This is a genomic window from Bradyrhizobium sp. 930_D9_N1_4 (assembly GCF_052076015.1).
Taxonomy (GTDB): Bacteria; Pseudomonadota; Alphaproteobacteria; order Rhizobiales; family Xanthobacteraceae; genus Bradyrhizobium.
The window spans coordinates 6,041,552-6,059,057 of sequence record NZ_CP197236.1 but is presented as its reverse complement, the minus strand read 5'-3'; the positions used below and the strand labels follow the sequence as shown (position 1 = coordinate 6,059,057).

Genomic DNA, 17,506 nt, shown 5'->3' with positions numbered 1-17,506 from the left:
GTGCTGCGAAAACTCTCCACCTACCGACAGAAACGCGATTTCGAGAAGACGCCGGAGCCCTCGGGCAAGACGGCGGTGGCGCCGTCGAAGCAGCGGCGCTTCGTGATCCAGAAGCACGACGCGACGCGCCTGCACTACGACCTTCGCCTCGAGTTCGATGGTGTCTTCAAGTCCTGGGCGGTGACCAAGGGGCCTTCACTCGATCCGCATGACAAGCGGCTGGCGGTCGAGGTCGAGGACCATCCGCTGGACTATGGCGATTTCGAAGGCACCATTCCGGAAGGGCAGTATGGCGGCGGCACGGTGATGCTGTGGGACCGCGGCACCTGGGAGTCGGATGATCCCGAAGCGGGGTTCAGGAAAGGCGATCTGAAATTCACTCTGCAAGGCGAGAAGCTGCACGGAAGCTGGGTGCTGGTGCGGATGCGGCACGACCGCTCCGGCGGCAAGCGCACCAACTGGTTGCTGATCAAGCACCGCGACGAATATGCCAGCGAGGACGAGGATGTCCTCGGCGCGGACAAGTCCGTAGCGTCCGGTCGTGCCATGGCGCAGATTGCGGGTGGCAAGGGCCGTGCACCAAAGCCGTTCATGCTGGGCAAGGGCACGGGCAAGGCCGACGCGGTCTGGCAATCCAACCGTGCCGAGGAGTCGAAGGGCCGCACCGTCAAGCCGGCGCCCCGGGCCGCGTTGAAGAGCGGCAAGGTTGCAAAGACCAAAGTTGCAAAGAGCAAGGGCTCGAAAAAGAAAGCCACGACGGCGACGAACGCCAGCAAGGTCTCGGAGATGCCGGACTTCGTGGCGCCGCAGCTCTGCACCCCGGTCGAGCGGCCGCCGGCCGCTGATGGCTGGTGCCACGAGATCAAGTTCGACGGCTACCGCGTGCAGCTCCGCGTCGAGGACGGCAAGGCAGCGCTGAAGACGCGCAAGGGCCTCGACTGGACCGAAAAGTTCGCGGCGATCGCGAAGGAGGCCGGTTCGCTGCCGGATGTCATCATCGACGGCGAGATCGTCGCGCTCGACCACAATGGTGCGCCGAATTTTTCATCGCTCCAGGCCGCGCTGTCGGACGGCAAGACCGGGGAGCTGATCTTCTTCGCCTTCGACCTGCTGTTCGCCGAGGGCCTCGATCATCGCCGCTTGCCGCTCGGCGAGCGCAAGGAGCGTCTCAAGGCGCTGCTCGACGCGCGCAAACGGAAGTCGAGTCAGATCCGCTATGTCGACCACTTCGAGAGCGGTGGCGATGCGGTGCTGCAATCGGCCTGCAAGCTCGAGCTGGAAGGCATCGTGTCGAAGAAGCTGGATGCGCCCTATCGCTCGGGACGCTCCGAGAGTTGGACCAAGGCGAAGTGCCGCGCGGGTCATGAGGTCGTGATCGGCGGCTACAAGACCACCAACGGCAAGTTCCGCTCGCTGATGGCGGGCGTGCACCGCGACGATCACCTTGCCTTTGTCGGCATGGTCGGCACGGGCTTCGGTGCCGACAAGGTCAAGCGCATCATGCCGTCCTTGAAAGCCATGGAGGCCAAGCAAAGTCCCTTCGGCGGCAAGAATGCGCCGAAGAAGACGCGCGACGTGCACTGGCTGAAGCCGGAGCTCGTCGCCGAGATCGAGTTCGCTGGCTTCACCGCCGACGGCAATATCCGTCAGGCCGCCTTCAAGGGCCTGCGGCAGGACAAGCCGGCCGACGAGGTCGAGGCGGAAACGCCCGTTGACACCGATTTGGCAAAACCCTCGGCCAGGAAGCGTGTTGCACCGAAGGTTGCCAAACGGAAGGACGCCGGCTCCGCCGAGGTGATGGGCGTCGTCATCTCCAAGCCGGACAAGGAGCTATGGCCTGACGGTGCTGACGGCGAAGGTGTCACCAAGCTCGATCTCGCGCGCTACTTCGAGGCGGTCGGTGCCTGGATGATCGTGCATATCAAGGGACGCCCCTGCTCGATCCTGCGTGCGCCCGACGGAATCGGCGGTGAGACATTCTTCCAGCGCCATGCCATGCAGGGCAGCTCGAACCTGCTCGAACTCGCCAAGGTCTCGGGCGATCGCAAGCCGTATTTGCAGATCGATCGGGTCGAGGGTCTTGCCGCTGTCGCGCAGATCGGCGGTCTTGAACTTCATCCCTGGAATTGCGCGCCGGACGCCTATGACACGCCGGGCCGGCTGGTGTTCGATCTCGACCCCGCACCGGATGTCGGGTTCGCCGATGTCGTCGATGCCGCCAAGGAGATGCGTCAGCGTCTCACCGACCTCGGCATGGACAGCTTCTGCAAGACCACTGGTGGCAAGGGCCTGCACGTGGTGGTGCCGCTGCTTTACGGTGCCCGCGACAAGGTGAGCTGGAAAGAGGCCAAGGCATTCGCGCAAGGCGTCTGCCAGTGGATGGCCGACGACGCTCCCGAGCGCTATCTGCTCAACATGTCGAAGAAGCTGCGCGACGGAAAGATCTTTCTCGACTATCTGCGCAACGACCGGATGTCGACGGCAGTCGCACCGCTATCTCCCCGTGCGCGCGACGGCGCGACCGTCTCGATGCCGGTGACCTGGGCGCAGGTGAAGCGCGATCTCGATCCGACGCGCTATACGGTGCGGACGGTGCCGGGCCTGCTGGCGCGATCGAAGGCGTGGGATGGCTATGACGATGCGGCCGTGTCGATCAAGCCGGCGATCAAGAAGTTGGCGGGAAAGAAGTAGGTCCGCGCTCCGCGCGCGAAAGCCGTAGGGTGGGCAAAGCGTAACGTGCCCACCAACTTTTTGATACAGCGAGAGAAGGTGGGCACGGCGCGTTGCGCCTTTGCCCACCCTACGAGATTCTCGCCGTGTCGTTAGATCCGTCCCAGCAGCAGCAGGATCAGCAGAATGACGATGACGAGCCCGAGGCCGCCGCCGCCGTAATAGCCGGTGCCGTAGAACGGCCCGCCGCCGATGCCGCTGAAGCCGCCGAGCAGCGCGATGACCAAAATGATCAGAATGATCGTACCGATAGACATGCCAGTCTCCTCCAGCCCTTTGTCAAAAGGGTCGTTGCACCTGTCCCGTTGTGCGAGGGCAACTTGCCGCAGGTTTTAAAGTTCCCTCATTGAAACACGGCGAACGGGCTCAACTTGCATGGAACCTTTGCCGTTGCCTCCGGCATGACTATCTGAGCATCAGTCATCGCAGGGCAGGACCATGTCAGCACCGCTTGTCGTCTCCATTCCGCATCGTCTCGGCCGCGAGGAGGCGGTGCGCCGGCTCAAGACCGGGCTCGGCCGTGCCGCGGCCAGCATTCCCGTGATGCAGGTCGAGGAGGAGCGCTGGAGCGGCGACACCATGAACTTTCGCATTCGCGCAATGGGCCAGATCGCGAGCGGGCAGGTCGATGTCGCCGACGATCATGTGAAAATCGAGGTGGTGCTGCCCTGGCTGTTGCAGCGTTTTGCCGAGATGGCGCAGGCGACGATCCGCAAGCGTGGGCAGTTGCTGCTGACGAAGGACGGGGGAAAGTAGGCGTCAGGCAGGCGACCGCTGTCGCGCGGGTCTGATGACATTGGCCGCGCGCGCGGGGATGACCGCTGCGGGAAAATCGCGGAAGGCCTGTGCGACCGGAAGCTCGTTGCCCGTAAGCCCCGGCGCGGTGTAGCCGGTGATATCGATGGTCGCGTCAACTGCCGCCAGCGCCGGCCATTCCCGGCCCGCTTGCGTGAAGGGTGCGAACTGACGTCCGGCCACCACGATCGTCGCGTCTCGCCCATGCCGGCGCGCAAACGCGATGACGTGATCGGCGTGCGCGCCGCGGACCTCCAGCGGCTGATAATCGCCTTGCGCAAAAACGTCGGCGAGCTCATTGCGCAGCTTGAGCAGGTGCCGCGTCCAGGCGAGCTTGAGCTGGCCGTCCGGCCAGCTCTTGATCAGTCCGCTCCAGTCCGGCGCTTCCAGCGACGCCAGCGCTGCGTTACGCGCAGCAAAATCCACCGGGCGGCGATTATCCGGATCGACCAGCGACAGGTCCCAATATTCGGTCCCCTGGTAGAAATCGGGCACGCCCGGCAGCGTCGCCTTGAGCGTGAGCTGGCTCAGCGAGTTCAGCGCGCCGAGCAGCGCGACGCGGCGTGCCAGGGTTTGCAGCGCTTCCAGAAACTCGCCGGACAACGCGGGATCGAGGATCTTCTCGATAAAGCTGTTGAGGCCGTTCTCATACGCCTCATGCGGATTGAGCCAGCTCGTCTCCTCTTTGCCCTCGCGGGCGGCCTTGAGCGCATAGGCCTGGATGCGTTCGGCGAAGCCGGCATCGATTGGTTCCTGAAGCGGCGTGGCACCGAGCAAGGTCTGGTACAGCATGTATTCGAACGTTGCCGAAGGCGCGCGAAAATTGCCGTTGAGCGCGAGGTGCGGGGCGTTCAGCACCTTCCAGCGTGACACAGCGCTGGTCCATTCGCCGGGAATCTCGCTGAGCGCCGTGATCCGCGCGCGGGCATCTTCGCCACGCTTGGTGTCGTGGGTCGCGGTCGCCGTCATGCCCTGCGGCCACTCCCTGGCGCGGGCGCGCATCGCCTCGTGGAAGGCGGGAATGGCAAGACCATTGCTCGCGGGATCGCCGCCGACCTCGTTCAGCGCGAGCAGCCGGTGGAACTGGTAGAACGCGGTGTCCTCCAGCGATTTCGCCATCATCGGCCCGGTGAATTGCTGCACCTTCAGTGCAAAGCGACGCACGCGCGGGGCGCTGTGCGGGGGACGGCCGGCCTTGAGCAGATCCATGGTGAGGGCGTCGCGCAGGAAGTCGAAAATGCCTTCGTCGGCGGCGAACCATTCGGCTCGGGCGCGGGCGATGGTGTCGTCGATCAGTTTGCGGTCGAGCGCCGTTGGGCCGCTATGTGTCAGATAGGTGCGATAGACCGGGAAGTGCAGCACGTACAATTCCAGCGCCTGCCGCAAACTGTCGGCGGAGAAGTCGCGGGTCGAATAGTGCCCGTTGGCGATGCGCGCGAGCAGGCGCGTCAGCACGGTGAATTCGGATGTCAGCAGCGTCTCCAGCACGCGGCGCTTGGCGTCCTTGACGTAGGGCGCGAGCCGCGGCGACCGGTTGCTGATCTGCCGCCAGGTCTCGTCCAGTGCCTCAAGCCCCTTGGCGTCGACCAGCACCTGGGTGATGACGTTCATCCACTCATAGCCGGTGGTGCCCTGCACGCCGGCGAAATGCGGCAGCCGCTCGTGCTCGCACAGGATCTTCTCGATCACCGTGTAGAACGGCTTGGTGTTGCCCTGCGCATCGCGCACCAGCCGGCGCAGCCGTTGGCAATATTGCGCGGGATCGCGCAATCCGTCGATGTGATCGAGACGGATGCCCTGCAGCTTGCCGTCGCCAACCAGCTGCTTCACCAGCCGGTGCGTGGCGGCGAACGTGCTCGCATCCTCGACGCGCAAGCCCGCGAGCCCGTTGACATCGAAGAAACGGCGATAGTTGATGTCGCTGGACGCGAGCCGCCAGTGCCCGAGCTTGTAGTGCTGGCGCTCCAGCAGATGATGCAGCGCCAATGTTTGCGCGGGCCGGTCCTTGCCGGCGTGATAGGCGGCGAGGCCGCGTGTGATGATGTCGGCGGCCCCCGCGATCTCCTTCAACTCGGCCTTGAAGCCGGGCGCTTCCTTGCGGTTGGGCCGGCGCAGGCCGGTGTAGCGCGCCGCCAGAGACAGCAGGCTTTTGCCGGCCGCGCTCTCGCCTGCGTCCGCCTCCTTCACGATCATCCGCAGCAGCTCGCCATAGCGCTCCGGCGCGATCGGCAGGCGGTGCTCGAAATACCAGGCGGAAAAGCTTCCCTGGTCGGCATCGTAGCGCAGCTCGATGTCGCCGCGCTCCAGCGCCTCGCCATAGGACGCGCCGAGAATCGGCAGCAGCACGCCGCCGCGGGCGCGGTAGGCGAGTTGATCCCAGTCGATGTCGAAGGAGACCGCGTGCGGCGAGGCCTGTCCCCATTCAAGCACGTCGAGCCACCAGGGATTGTCGGCAAAGTGCACGCCGACATGGTTCGGCACGAAGTCGATGATGAGGCCGAGGTCGTGCCTGGTCAGCGCTTCGCTCAGCCGCGCAAAGCCGGCTTCGCCGCCGAGTTCCGGATTGAACTGGCTGTGATCGACGGTGTCGTAGCCATGGGTCGAACCTTTTCGCGCCTTCATCACCGGCGAGGTGTAGAGATGGGTGATGCCCAGCGCTTTGAGATACGGCACCACCGCCGCCGCCTTGTCGAAGTCGAAATCCGCGGTGAGTTGAAGCCGGTAGGTTGCGAGAGGAATCGCGGAAGGCATATTAACCTCCGAGATGCCAGATCACCGACCAGGGCGAGAGCCGGTCGCCGGTCATGCCGCCCCAGATCGGCGCGCCGGGAGCGTTGCCGGAATACGTGATGTCCTTGTCGGACAAGTTGGCGGTCAGGCTCAGCGTCGTACCGTCGCCCATGCGCCAATGCGCGGTCAGCAGGCCGCTATCGGCCGCCGCGGCATCGCCGAAGCTCGCTCCGTTCAGGCGTGGCGCAATCTCTTGACCGCGGAGCGCGAGCAGCTCCCGCACCAGCGCAAGCCGGGCGTCCTGCTGCGGCGTATGGCCGGTCCAGTCGAGCACGGCCGATTGCATTGTCGTGGCATCGAGCGGATCGGGCACCTCGTCGCCGTATTTCTCATAGGCCCAGGCATATTCCTGCTTGCGCCCCTTGCGCACGGCGTCGGCAAGGCCGCCCTGGAAGTCGCAGAAAAACGGGAAGGGCATTGTCGAGCCCCACTCCTCGCCCTGAAACAGCATCGGCACCATCGGTGCGAGCAACGTCACCGCGAGCGCGGCTTCCATCTGCTGCGGCGATGCCAGGCTCTCCAGCCGATCGCCCAATGGGCGGTTGCCGATCTGGTCGTGGTTTTGCAGGAAGTTGACGAAGGTCGCCGGCGGCAGCTCGCCGCTGGCTTCGCCGCGCGGCTTCTTGCCCCAGAATTCCGACATCTCGCCCTGATAGACGAAGCCCGAGGCGAGCGCGCGCGCCAGGTCCATGCGCGGGGTCTGGTAGTCCGCATAATAGCCGTCGAGCTCGCCGGTCAGCATCACGTGCCAGACGTGGTGATAGTCGTCGTTCCACTGCGCCCGATATTTGCCGTTCGGCGGATTCTGCGCGGCATCGAGCAGGCTGGCGCGATTGTCGCCGTTCTCCAGTACGAGATGGATGTGGCGCTCCGTCGCCTTGGCAAGCTCGCCGGTGGCCGCGCTGAGATCCTGCAACATCGACTGCTCACCGGGGATCGCCATGATGTGGTTGGCCGCGTCGAGCCGTAGCCCGTCGAAGCGATAGTCGGTGAGCCAGGACAGCGCGTTCTCGACGGCGAAGGCGCGAACCTGCGGTACGCGATAGTCGATCGCACTGCCCCACGGCGTGTGCGCGTCGGTAAAGAAGGGCGGCGCATAGCGGCCGAGATAATTCCCTTCCGGGCCGAAATGATTGTAGACGACGTCGAGGAAAACCATCAGTCCGCGCAGATGCGCTTCGTCGATCAGCGTCTTCAGCTCTTCGGGCCTGCCATAGGCGCTGTCGGGCGCGTACCACAGCACGCCGTCATAGCCCCAGCCGCGGCGGCCGGCGAAGTCCGCCAGCGGCATCAGTTCCAACGCGGTGATGCCGGTTGCGACGAGATGATCGAGCTTGTCGATCATGGCGCGGTAGGTGCCTTCCCGCGTGAAGGTGCCGACATGGGTCTCGATCAGCACCGTCTCTCCCCAGGGACGGCCGCGCCAATCTTTCGCGCGCCATGCGAAGGCGTCGTGATTGATCACCTCGCTGGGGCCCGAGACATCGTCGGGCTGGAAGGCGGATGCCGGATCGGGCACGTCGATTTCGTCATCGATCCTGAATTTGTAATGGCTGCCGACGGGGAGAGAGGCGATCTCGGCGACATACCAGCCATCCTGCCGGCGCTGCATCGCGTGTCGCCTGTCGAGCAAGAGATCGACACGGCGCGCGCCTGGAGCCCACAGCCGGAACGACACGCCGTCCTTCGTCGGCCTCGCCCCGAAAGACGGCCTCATAGCGCCCCCGCGAAGGCGAGCACCGAGCGCGGCGGCGCCTTGCTGTCGCTTCCGGGCAGGAAATCAATGCTGTTCAGCTTGGCATCCGTCGTGTTGAGGATCTGCTGCCAGCTCTTGTATTCGGGCATCTTTGGCAATTTGAATGCGATCTCTTCGGGGGCGGCGTTCAATACGATAAAGATCGCGGCGCTCCCCGGTTCCATCGGCCCCATCACATAGGAGAGGAACCGCCCGTCCGGGAATGTCCAGTCGCTCTCTGTCATCTCGTCGCCCGCGGGCGTCAGCCATAGCGCGCCGTAGGAGATGCCGTCCTTGGGACGGCCGTCGAGCCAGCGATGGCTGCGAAGCTGCGAAAAGCGGCGTCGGATGTCGGCGAGATCGGCGACGAAATCGATCATGTCGTCGCCGTCCTTGCCGAGATTGTCCCAGCCGACCCAGCCGACCTCGTTGTCCTGGCAATAGGCGTTGTTGTTGCCGGATTGCGAATTGCCGACCTCGTCGCCGGCCAGCATCAGCGGAACGCCCTGCGCCAGCATCAGGCAGGCCAGCACGTTCTTGCGAAGCTGCCGCCGCAGCGTGAGGATTTGCGGATCGTCGGTCGGGCCTTCGACACCGCAATTGTTGCTGTGATTGTCGCTGGAGCCGTCGCGATTGTCCTCGCCGTTGGCTTCGTTGTGCTTCTCGTTGTAGCTGAACAGGTCGGCGAGCGTGAAGCCGTCATGCACGGTGATGTGGTTGATGCTGGCGCGCGGTCGCCGTCCGTCGTGGTTGAACAGGTCGGAGGACGCCGTCATGCGGCTGGAGATGTCGCCGATCAGGCTGCCTTCGCCGCTCCAGTAGCGGCGCATGGCGCTGCGATAGCGGTCGTTCCACTCCGACCATTGCGAGGGAAAGGCGCCGACCTGATAGCCGCCGAGGCCGAGATCCCAGGGCTCGGCGACGAGCTTGACGGTTGCGAGCACCGGATCCTGCCGGATGGCGGTGAGGAACGAGATGCCGCGATCATAACCGTTCGGTCCGCGCGCCAGCGTGGTGGCGAGATCAAAGCGGAATCCGTCGACATGGCAGACCTCGACCCAGTAGCGCAGGCTGTCCATCACCATCTGGAGCACGCGCGGATGGGTGAGGTTGACCGAGGAGCCGCAGCCGGTGAAATCGTCGTAATAGCGCGGGTTCTCGCGGTTCAGCCAGTAGTAGGACGCATTGTCGATGCCGCGGTAGCACAGCGTCGGGCCGAGATGATTGCCCTCGGCGGTGTGGTTATAGACGACGTCGAGCATCACCTCGATGCCGGCATCGTGCAGGCGCGCCACCGTGGTGCGGAAGGAATCGAGCGCATTGTCCTGGGCGTAGCGCTGCTCGGGCGCGAAAAAGGACAGCGTGTTGTAACCCCAGTAATTGGCGAGCTTCTTCTCGACCAGAATGCGGTCGTCGACGAAGCTGTGGATCGGCAGGAGCTCGACCGTGGTGACACCGAGCTTTTTCAAATGCTCGATCATCGCCGGCGACGACAGGCCGCCATAGGTGCCGCGCAGGTTCGGCGGCACGTCATCGCGCTTCTGCGTCAGGCCCTTGATGTGGGCCTCGTAGATGATGGTGTCTTCCCAGGGAATGTTGGGGCGGATCTCGCGGCGGCCCCAGTTGAAGGTCTCGTCGACGACGACGGCCTTGGGCATGCCGCGGGCATTGTCGCGCCGGTCGAACGACAGATCCTCGCGTGCGCTTCCGGTGCGATAGGCGAAATGCGCATCGCTCCAGACCAGCCGCCCCGAGAGCCGCTTGGCATAGGGGTCGAGCAGCAGCTTGTTGGCGTTGAAGCGGTGGCCGTGCTCGGGCTCGTAGGGGCCGTGCACGCGGTAGCCGTAGAGTTGGCCCGGCGAAACGTCGTTGAGATAGCCGTGCCAGACGTCCTCGGTGCGTTCAGGCAGCTCGATGCGTTCGAGTTCGCGGCGCCCTTGAGCGTCGAACAGGCAGAGCTCGACCTTTTGCCCGTTGGCGGAAAACAACGCGAAATTGGTGCCGCGTCCGTCCCAGCTTGCGCCGAGGCGTGCGGGCGATCCAGCAGTCAGGCGCATCGGTCAGCTTTCCGGAACGAGGAAGATTGCGCCCAGGGGCGGAATGGTGAGGCGGAGCTCACCGTCAACAGCCTGCACCTCGCCGATGTTCCCGACATTGGTGCCGCCATAATGGGCGGAGTCCGAATTGAACACCTCTTTCCACTTGCCCGCAAAGGGCACGCGAACGCGGTAGTTGCGATAGACGTTGGGCGAGAAGTTGACGATCACGAGGCATCGCGCGTGCTCGTCGATGCCTTTGCGCAGCCAGGCGAACACGTTGCGGTTGGCGTCGTCCGTGATCAGCCACTCGAATCCGGCCGGGTCGCAGTCCATCTGGTGCAGCGCCGGCACCGCGCGATAGAGCCGGTTGAGGTCGCGGATCACCGCCTGGACGCCCGAATGGTATTTGTATTCGAGCAGGTGCCAGTCGAGCGACTGGTCGTGATTCCATTCGCGGCTCTGCGCGATCTCCGCGCCCATGAACAAAAGCTTCTTGCCGGGATGGCCGAACATGAAGCTGTAGTAAGCGCGCAAATTCGCGAAGCGCTGCCACTCGTCGCCGGGCATGCGTCCCAGGATCGAGCGTTTGCCGTGCACGACCTCGTCATGCGATAGCGGCAGGATGAAGTTCTCCGAGAAGGCGTAATGCAGGCCGAACAGGATGTCGCCGTGATGATGCTTGCGGTGGATGGGATCCTTGCTGATGTAGTTCAGCGTGTCGTGCATCCAGCCCATGTTCCACTTGTAGCCGAAGCCCAGCCCGCCGAATTCGACCGGGCGCGAGACCTGCGGCCACGCGGTGGATTCCTCGGCAGCTGTGGTCGCCTGCGGGAAGCGCGCGAACAGTTCGGTGTTGAAGCGGCGCAGGAACGCGACCGCCTCGATGTTCTCGCGGCCGCCATACTGGTTCGGAATCCAGGCGCCGGGCGGGCGGCTGTAGTCGAGATAGAGCATGGAGGCCACGGCATCGACGCGAAGGCCGTCGATCGCATAGCGCTCGAGCCAGAACAGCGCGTTCGACACCAGGAAGTTCGTCACTTCGGTGCGGCCGTAATTGTAGATCAGCGTGCCCCAGTCGAGGTGGCGGCCCTGGAGCGGATTGGCATGTTCGTAGACAGCGGTGCCGTCGAACTGGCCGAGCCCGTGCGGATCGTCGGGGAAGTGGCCAGGCACCCAGTCGAGCAGCACGCCGACGCCTTCGCGATGGCAGGCATCGACCAGCGCGGCAAAATCCTCCGGCGTGCCGAAGCGGCTGGTCGGCGCATAGAGGCCGGTCGGCTGATAGCCCCAGGAGCCGTCGAACGGATGCTCGCTTACGGGCAGGAATTCAAGATGGGTAAAACCCATGTCGCGGGCATAGGCCGGCAATTGCTCGGCCAGTTCACGATAGGTCAGCCATTCGTCGCCGTTCTTGCGCCGCCACGAGCCGAGATGGACTTCGTAGATCGACATCGGCGCCGACAGCGCGTTGATGCCGTCGGGCGCCGGCCGCGGGCGCGCCAGATGCGCCTCGTCGAACACGATCGACGCCGTCTTCGGCCGCACCTCGCTCGCAAACGCCATCGGATCGGATTTCAGCGGCAACTGATGGCCGTGCGGCCCGATGATGTCGAACTTGTAGTGATCGCCACCCTTGGCATGCGGGATGAACAATTCCCAATAGCCGGCGCCCCGCACCCGCATGGGATGGCGCCGCGCGTCCCAGAAATTGAAATCGCCGACCACGGAGACGCGCCGCGCATTCGGCGCCAGCACCACGAAGCCGATGCCGTCGATGCCTTCCAGTCGCATCGGATGCGCGCCGAGCTTGTCATAGAGACGCTGGTGGGTGCCTTCGCCGAGCAGATAGAGATCGAAATCGGTCAGGATCGGCGGGAAGCGATAGGCGTCCTCGAATTCGACGACGCTGTCGCCGAACTTGGCGCGGAGCTGGTAGTGCTTGGAGCCGTTGGGCAGGGCGCCGATGAACAGGCCTGAGGCATGGACGCGGTCGAGCTTCGCGATCTCGCCATGCTCGCCGACCGCCTCGACATTGGAGGCCTCGGGGAGAAAGGCACGAACCACGCTCTTGCCGCCCTCGGGATGCAGCCCGAGATAATGGAAGGGGTCGGAATGGCGCCCCTCGATGATCGCATAGGCCTCGGCTGGCAGTTTAGACATGGGCTTCGCTTTCGTTGGACAGAATGCGAAGCAGTCCGGTCAGCGGCGCATGAAGCCCCTCAGGCCGGTTTGACAGCTCGTACTCTACTTCGTCGAAGGCTTGATCAAGCAGGAAAAACCTTAACAGGCCGTCCGCGTGTTGCCGGCCTTCCGGCCACAGCCGGCGATCGGTCATGGCTTCGCGGTAGGCGTTGAGGAATGTCGCGGTGGCACGTTCGCGCCACTCGCCGAGCGCGGTCGCGAGCCGGTCCTGCTCGTCCGATGCGCCGGTGAGTGCGCGGTTCAGCGCGGCGTTCACCGAAAGGTCAATCGAGCGGATCAGGCCGGCGACGTCGCGCGCGGCCGGAAGCCTGCGCCGCTTGTCAGCCGGCGTCAGGCGCGAATGGCCGTCGAAATCGATGATGAAGATGTCGTCCTTCACGATCAGAGTTTGCCCGAGGCGGAAGTCCCCATGATGACGGATGTTCAACCCGCCGATGTCCGATGGCAAGAGTGCATTCAGACGGTCGGACAGGGTCGCGCGTACCGCGGCCAGTCGGTCGACCAGAGGACGATCGCCCTCGCGCAGGCCGTCGCGGACGTCGGCCAGCCGTTCGAAGACCCGTTCGGCCCGCGCCTTGAGATCGGATGCCCAGCGCTTGACGTCGGCCGAGCCGATCGGCTCCGGTGCGAGATTGTCGGGCTTTGCGGCGGCCAGCGCCACATGCAGCTCGGCGAGACGCCGGCCGATCTGCGCCATGAAGTGCAGATAGGGTGCCTGCTCCTGGGTCTCGCGGCGTGCTTCGTCCACCGGCGCCAGCCGCTGCTCGTCGATATAGCGGTCGAGATAGCCATTGGTGACGGCCCAGCCGTCGCCCTGGTTCTCGACATAGGCGTGCAGAACGCCGAGCGTGCTGCGGCCAGGGTCCTCGACCAGCTCGACGCTGCCGAGCAACGCCGGCGTGTTCGGGAAGCGGGCGGTTTCGGTGAGGTAGGAGCCGATCTCGATCTCGGTATTGATGCCGCTTTCGAGCTGGCGATAGATTTTAGCGACATACTGGTTGTCGACCAGCGCGGTGCTGTTCGACTGCTCGATCGTGCGGATGCGCTCTGGCTCCTTGATGGTGTAGTCGGAAAACCGGCTGGTCGCCTTGAATTCCAGCCGCAGATTGTTCTCCTCGACCACCAGGTTCTGTGACAGGCCGCGCAGGAACAGGCCGATGAAGATCTGGTCGGTTGCGACGTCGAGCAGCGTGCCTTCGCGCGCGCCCTGGCGCACGGCGGCCAGCGCCTTCGGGTTGAAGCGCTCGCGGTCGAACCGCACCCACTCGATCTGCATGGGCATCACGTAGCGCGTCGTCACGTCGTCCTGGGTCGTCTCGAAGAACGCGATCCAGGGCCTGTTGTCGCCGATGTCGCTGAACGGCACCGCCGAGGTCAGCGTGGCCTTGATGTGCTTGGGATTGTGCTCGGGGTACCAGCGTGTTCGCGACAGGAACCCCGGCAGCACGTCGCGCTCGAACATGCCACGTTCGCGCGCCAGCGACACCCAGTTCGAATTCACCGGCACTACCAGCGTTTCGAATTCCGGCACCGCGCTTGGCGTCACCGGCTCGGACTTGTCACGCTCCTGGAGCTGGAACCAGTAAAACCCGTAGGGCCCGAGCGTGATCATGTACGGCAGCTCGCCGATCGCGGGGAAGCGGCTGCGGCCGAGCATTTCCTGCGGGATGCGGTCCTTCCATGGCGACAGGTCGAGTTCGGTCGCCTGGGCGGCGCGCGAGAGATTGGCGACGCACAGGATCACCTCGTCGCGGTATTGCCGGACATAGGCGAGCACCGCGCGATTGGTCGGGCGGATAAAGGTCATGGTACCGCGGCCGAAAGCCAGTGTCGACTTTCGTACCGAGATCAGCCGCTTGGTGGCGTTGAGCTGCGACGACAGGCTGCGCGACTGCGCCTCGACGTTCACCGATTCATAGCCATAGACGGGGTCCATGATCGGCGGCGCATAGAGGCGGGCCGGATCGGCGCGCGAGAAGCCGCCATTGCGGTCCGGACTCCACTGCATCGGCGTACGCACACCGTTGCGGTCGCCGAGATAGATGTTGTCGCCCATCCCGATCTCGTCGCCGTAATAGATGATCGGCGTGCCCGGGAATGACAGCAGCAGCGAATTCATCAGCTCGATCTTGCGACGGTCATTGTCCATCAGCGGCGCGAGGCGCCGGCGGATGCCGACATTGATGCGCGCGCGGGGATCGTTGGCGTAGGTCGACCACAGATAATCGCGCTCGACGTCCGTCACCATTTCCAGCGTCAGCTCGTCATGGTTGCGCAGGAACAGCGCCCATTGGCAACTTGCCGGAATGTCCGGCGTCTGGCGCAAGATGTCGGTGATCGGGAAGCGGTCCTCCTGCGCGATCGCCATGTAGATGCGCGGCATCAGCGGGAAGTGATAGGCCATGTGGCATTCGTCGCCGCGGCCGAAATATTCCTGCACGTCCTCCGGCCATTGATTGGCCTCGGCCAGCAGCAGCTTGCCCTTGGAATAGGAGTCCAGCTCCTGGCGCAGCCGCTTGATGATGGCATGCGTCTCGGGGAGGTTCTCGTTGTTGGTGCCGTCGCGTTCGCAGAGATAGGGAATGGCGTCGAGGCGGAAGCCGTCCACGCCGGCATCCAGCCAGCGCTTCATCACCTGGATCAGCGCGCTGACTACACGCGGGTTGTCGAAATTGAGGTCCGGCTGGTGCGAGAAGAAGCGGTGCCAGTAGAACGCGCCGGCCTCGGGATCCCATGTCCAGTTGGATTTTTCGGTGTCGGTGAAGATGATCCGCGTGCCCTGGTACTTCTGGTCGGTGTCGCTCCAGACGTACCAGTTGCGGGCGCTCGAGCCCGCCGGGCTGCGGCGCGCGCGCTTGAACCAATTGTGCTGGTCGGAGGTGTGATTGACCACGAGCTCGGTGATGACGCGCAGGCCGCGCTTCTGCGCTTCCTGGATGAAGCGCTTGAAATCCTTCATGGTCCCGAAATCGGGATTGACCGAGCCGTAATCGCCGATGTCGTAGCCGTCGTCGCGACCGGGCGAAGGATAGAACGGCAGCAGCCACAACGCGGTGACGCCGAGCTCCTGGAGATAAGGCAGCTTCTCGGTCAGTCCGGCGAAATCGCCGATGCCGTCATTGTTGCTGTCGGCAAACGCCTTGACGTGAAGCTGGTAGATGATCGCGTCCTTGTACCAGAGCTCATCCACGATCTCGGCAGCCTCGGCTTTCTTGGTGTCGACGGAAGACAATACATTCATGGCGTGCGCCTCTTACGCCAGGCAGCGGAACAGCAGCGCCGGATCGCGGTCGGGATCGATACGCAATTTGATCCCGCCCCATTCGATGCGGGACTGTTCGCCGGTGAGGAGATTTTCGAGTGCGGTGACGTGGCGGCGTTCGCCGCCGGCGTCGATGGTGAGGTCGCCGAGCGGCAACCAGAATTCGCGCACATGGCGCGAGAGTGCGATGACGGCAAGTACGGTGTTGGCCGGATCGGCCGCCTCCTTGGCGAAGGCGATCGTCTCGCCGTCCTCGATATTGAGAAAGCGCAACTGCGCCGTCTGCTGAAGCGCGTCATTATCGTTGCGGATGCGGTTGAGCGCGGTGATGTAGGGCTTGATGTTGCCAGGCTTGTCCCAGTCGCGCTGCTTGATCTCATACTTCTCGGAATCCTGATATTCTTCGCGGCCGGGCACTGCCTCGTGCTCGAGCAGCTCGAATCCGCCATAGATGCCGAAGCTGCCCGACAGCGTCGCCGCCAGCGCGACGCGCGACTTGAATGCCCAGGTCTCGCCACCCTGGAGATGATAGGGCAGCAGGTCCGGTGTGTTCACGAACAGGTTCGGACGGTAGAAATCCCGCTCCGGATAGCGCGTCAGCTCGCCAAAATACTGCTCCAGCTCCCACTTCGCCGTGCGCCATGGGAAATAGGTGAAAGACTCCGCAAAGCCGAGCTTGGCGAGCCCCTTCATCAGCTTCGGCTTGGCAAAGGTCTTGGAGAACAGGATCACCTCGGGATGCCGGCGGCGAATGTCGGCGATCAGCCACTCCCAGAACGGCAGCGGCGCGGTGTCATGATTGTCGATGGCGAAGATGGTGACGCCATGGTCGATCCAGAACAGCATGGCGTCGCGGAACGCATTCCACAGCCCGGTCCTGTCGACCGAGTTGAAGTCGGGGATGACGATGTCGGAATAGGGGCCGTCCGCCGTCCGCACCGAGCGGTCGGGCCGCCATTTGAACCATTCCGGGTGCTGCGTCAGCCAGGGATGGTCCGGCGAGCACTGCACGGCGAAATCGAGCGCGAGCTCGAGCCCGTATTCCAGGCAGGTCGCGACCAGCGCGCGAAAATCCTCGATGGTGCCGAGCTCGGGATGCAGCGCATCGTGTCCGCCCTCGGCACTGCCGATCGCATAGGGCGAGCCGGGATCGCCTTCGGCAGCCAGCGGCGCGTTGTTGCGGCCCTTGCGGCGGGTGCGGCCGATCGGGTGGATCGGCGTGAAGTAGAGCACGTCAAACCCCATCCCGGCGATATCGGGCACGCGCGCGATGCAATCGCGGAGCGTACCGTGCCGGCCGGCGCCTCGGCTTGGGTCCTGGCTCTGGCTGCGCGGCATCATCTGATACCAGGCGCCGAAGCGCGCTCTGTCGCGGTCGATGATCAGCGGGAAGTTTTGCGAGCGGGTGAGGTCGGGGCGCGACTGGCTCTCGGCCATGGCCTCGCCGAGATCGGCCGCCAGCAACGAGGCGACGTCGCCGGTCTGAAGATAGGTCTCGCATTGCCTCACGATGACCGAAGCGGCGTCCTGCCGCGCGCCATGCGCCTTGGTCAGGAGGCCGGCGCCCTCGATCGCATCGAGGCTGACATCGGCGCCGCTGCGCTGCTTTCGCGCGACACCGTGGGACCAGGTGGCGAATTCGTCGGTCCAGGCCTCGATCGCATAAACATATTGGCCTGGCTCAACGGGCGTGAATGCGCCGGACCAGCGGTCATTGCCGTGTGAGATCATCGGCTCGCTCCGCCATTCCCGGTCCTGCTCTCGTCGCCAGATCAGCGCAGCGCCGATCACGGCATCGCCGTCGCGGACGATGTCGGCCCAGACTTCGACACGTTCGCCCGCGATCCTTTTGACGGCGAAGCGGCCGCCGTCAATCAAGGGATAGACGTCCTCGATGAGGAAAGCGCTGCCGGCTGCGGCACTCTCGACAATTTGAATTGTCTTGTTCACGGT

At 64.3% G+C, this 17,506-nt stretch carries 9 protein-coding genes; 2 read left to right on the top strand and 7 right to left on the bottom strand.

Features of this window, described 5'->3' with window-relative positions:
- Nucleotides 1-2,691 carry a DNA ligase D gene (gene ligD / locus AB7532_RS28810; protein WP_441238060.1) on the top strand — a complete coding sequence of 897 codons (2,691 nt, stop codon included), beginning with the start codon at nucleotides 1-3 and terminating at the stop codon, nucleotides 2,689-2,691.
- A gap of 131 nt (nucleotides 2,692-2,822) precedes the next feature.
- On the opposite strand, the gene AB7532_RS28805 is transcribed toward ligD, so the two are convergent.
- A complete protein-coding gene (locus AB7532_RS28805) occupies nucleotides 2,823-2,987 on the bottom strand; it encodes a DUF3309 family protein (protein WP_007595743.1) in 165 nt (54 codons plus the stop codon).
- A gap of 181 nt (nucleotides 2,988-3,168) precedes the next feature.
- Here AB7532_RS28805 and AB7532_RS28800 point away from each other — a divergent pair, with 181 nt between their 5' ends.
- A complete protein-coding gene (locus AB7532_RS28800; protein WP_441238059.1) occupies nucleotides 3,169-3,486 on the top strand; it encodes a polyhydroxyalkanoic acid system family protein in 318 nt (105 codons plus the stop codon).
- Nucleotides 3,487-3,489: 3 nt separating this feature from the next.
- On the opposite strand, the gene treY is transcribed toward AB7532_RS28800, so the two are convergent.
- The 6 genes from treY to AB7532_RS28770 are packed head-to-tail and all read right to left on the bottom strand — an operon-like array spanning nucleotide 3,490 to nucleotide 17,503.
- Nucleotides 3,490-6,276 carry a malto-oligosyltrehalose synthase gene (gene treY, locus AB7532_RS28795; RefSeq protein ID WP_441238058.1) on the bottom strand — a complete coding sequence of 929 codons (2,787 nt, stop codon included), beginning with the start codon at nucleotides 6,274-6,276 and terminating at the stop codon, nucleotides 3,490-3,492.
- 1 nt (nucleotide 6,277) lies between these two features.
- Nucleotides 6,278-8,032: a malto-oligosyltrehalose trehalohydrolase gene (treZ, locus tag AB7532_RS28790; RefSeq protein WP_441238057.1), complete on the bottom strand. Its 1,755-nt coding sequence runs from the start codon at nucleotides 8,030-8,032 to the stop codon at nucleotides 6,278-6,280.
- A complete protein-coding gene (glgX, locus tag AB7532_RS28785) occupies nucleotides 8,029-10,107 on the bottom strand; it encodes a glycogen debranching protein GlgX (RefSeq protein ID WP_441238056.1) in 2,079 nt (692 codons plus the stop codon). The genes treZ and glgX overlap by 4 nt, the downstream gene beginning before the upstream one ends.
- Before the next feature lie 3 nt (nucleotides 10,108-10,110).
- Nucleotides 10,111-12,249: a 1,4-alpha-glucan branching protein GlgB gene (glgB, locus tag AB7532_RS28780; protein ID WP_441238055.1), complete on the bottom strand. Its 2,139-nt coding sequence runs from the start codon at nucleotides 12,247-12,249 to the stop codon at nucleotides 10,111-10,113.
- Nucleotides 12,242-15,532, bottom strand: a complete 3,291-nt coding sequence (treS, locus tag AB7532_RS28775) for a maltose alpha-D-glucosyltransferase (protein WP_441238054.1) — start codon at nucleotides 15,530-15,532, stop codon at nucleotides 12,242-12,244. The genes glgB and treS overlap by 8 nt, the downstream gene beginning before the upstream one ends.
- A 12-nt stretch (nucleotides 15,533-15,544) precedes the next feature.
- A complete protein-coding gene (locus AB7532_RS28770; RefSeq protein ID WP_441238053.1) occupies nucleotides 15,545-17,503 on the bottom strand; it encodes a maltotransferase domain-containing protein in 1,959 nt (652 codons plus the stop codon).
- Between the last annotated feature and the right edge of the window lie 3 nt (nucleotides 17,504-17,506).